The organism is Acidobacteriota bacterium, from assembly GCA_039030395.1.
Classification (GTDB): Bacteria; Acidobacteriota; Thermoanaerobaculia; order Multivoradales; family JBCCEF01; genus JBCCEF01.
In genome coordinates, this window is record JBCCEF010000075.1 from 1 (window position 1) to 1,555 (window position 1,555).

Sequence of the window (1,555 nt, forward strand, 5' to 3'; positions counted from 1 at the left end):
GCTGGCTTACCTGCGCCTGCGCCAGGGACACAGCACCACCGAGGCTCTGGCCGCCGCCGACCGCTTACTGCAGGACGCCACGGTCGCGGGCGACACCGTGCGGGCTCTGGCACGCTGGGCGGCGCTCATCCGGGCCCTGGATGACTTGCAGCAAGGAGCCGTGGATCGCGCGGCTGAAGGTTGCTCTGACCTGGTTTCGGCCGAGCCCCAGGTCGCAGCCTGGGCCTGGAGCTGCCTCGGCCGAGCCCACCGGGCCCAGCGACAGTTCGAAGACGCCACCGCAGCCTTCCGGCAGAGCCTGCTGCAGCACGAGCTGGCGGACTTCTCGGACTCCGGCGAGGGACTGGCCGGGAGCACCGGCCTCTTACCGGCTTTGCCCTTGGGTCCCGGGCAGCGAGCCCAAACCTTCGCCCGCGCCGCGCGCACGGCGGCGGACGCCGGCAACGCGGAGAGGGCATGGGAGATTCTGCAGGATCTCGACCGACGGTCGGCCCACGACGGCGAGCGCCGCCGCTGCCGCCAGCAGGCGCGGACGCCGCAGCTGGCCGCCAGATGGCGCGCGATCGACGACCAACGAGCGCATCTGCTAGCGGAGCTTGGGGAGCTCGAAGCGCCGGCCGCTGGGGCTCGCCGCCACGAGCTCGGGATCCGGCGGCGCCAGGTCCGCCAAGCGCTGCGCGATCTGTGGTGGCAATGGCCGGGCTGCGAGTCGAGGGCGCCGCCGACCGAGGACGGGGTCGACCTGAGGGCCTTCGCCATCGACGACGAGATCCTGCTGCTGCGCCGCGATGCGAACGGCATCCACTTGGAGCATCGAACCGCCTTGCCCCGCGCCACCCGCCGCGAGCTGCTGCGACAGATCGCCCACCGATTGGATGGGGTCGCCCGATTGGATGGGGTCGCCCGACCCGAGGTTTCCGCGGGGGCCTGGCGCGAGCTCTTGGACCCCCTCGCCGCGGCGCTGTTGCCCAAGGATCTCGCCGCGCTCGGACCGCTGACCCGTTTCGCGCTACATGGTGCCCTGCAGGGCATCCCGCCCGCGGCACTGCCGGTTGCCGGCAACGGATCGGCTGCATGGCTCAGCTCGCTGACCACCCCCGTCGTCGTGCCGGCCGGCGCGACGCCCCGGGACGCCGCCTTCGCCTCAGTCCAAGCCTCGGCGCAATCGCCCCTCTTCGTGGTCGACCCGCGCGGTGATCTACCGGGTGCTCGGAAGCTGGCGTCGACCTATCGCGAGCTCTTCCCCGACGCTCGCCTGATGCGGGGCGACGAGGCCAGCCATGAGACCCTTCGGCAAGCTCTGGCCACCGCGGCCTGGCTGCACGTCGACAGTCATGGGCTGTATGACCCGGTGCTCCCCGAGCTCTCCGGCTTGGTGATGGCGGATCGTCCCCTCCGCCTGATGGAGCTCGCCGACCTCGATCTGCCGCAGCGCTTCGTCAACCTCAGCGGCTGCCGCACCGGTCGCTGGCCGATCACCGCCGACAGCGGACGTTATGGTCTGGGCGGACTCTTGGTCCACGCCGGGGCACAGTGGGTCGTCGCCAGCCGCAAC

Annotated in this window: 1 protein-coding gene; it reads left to right on the forward strand. The window is 71.8% G+C overall.

The window, feature by feature from the left end; translation table 11 throughout:
* On the forward strand, positions 1 to 1,555 hold a 1,555-nt coding region (locus tag AAF481_20585; GenBank protein ID MEM7483564.1), incomplete at both ends, for a CHAT domain-containing protein.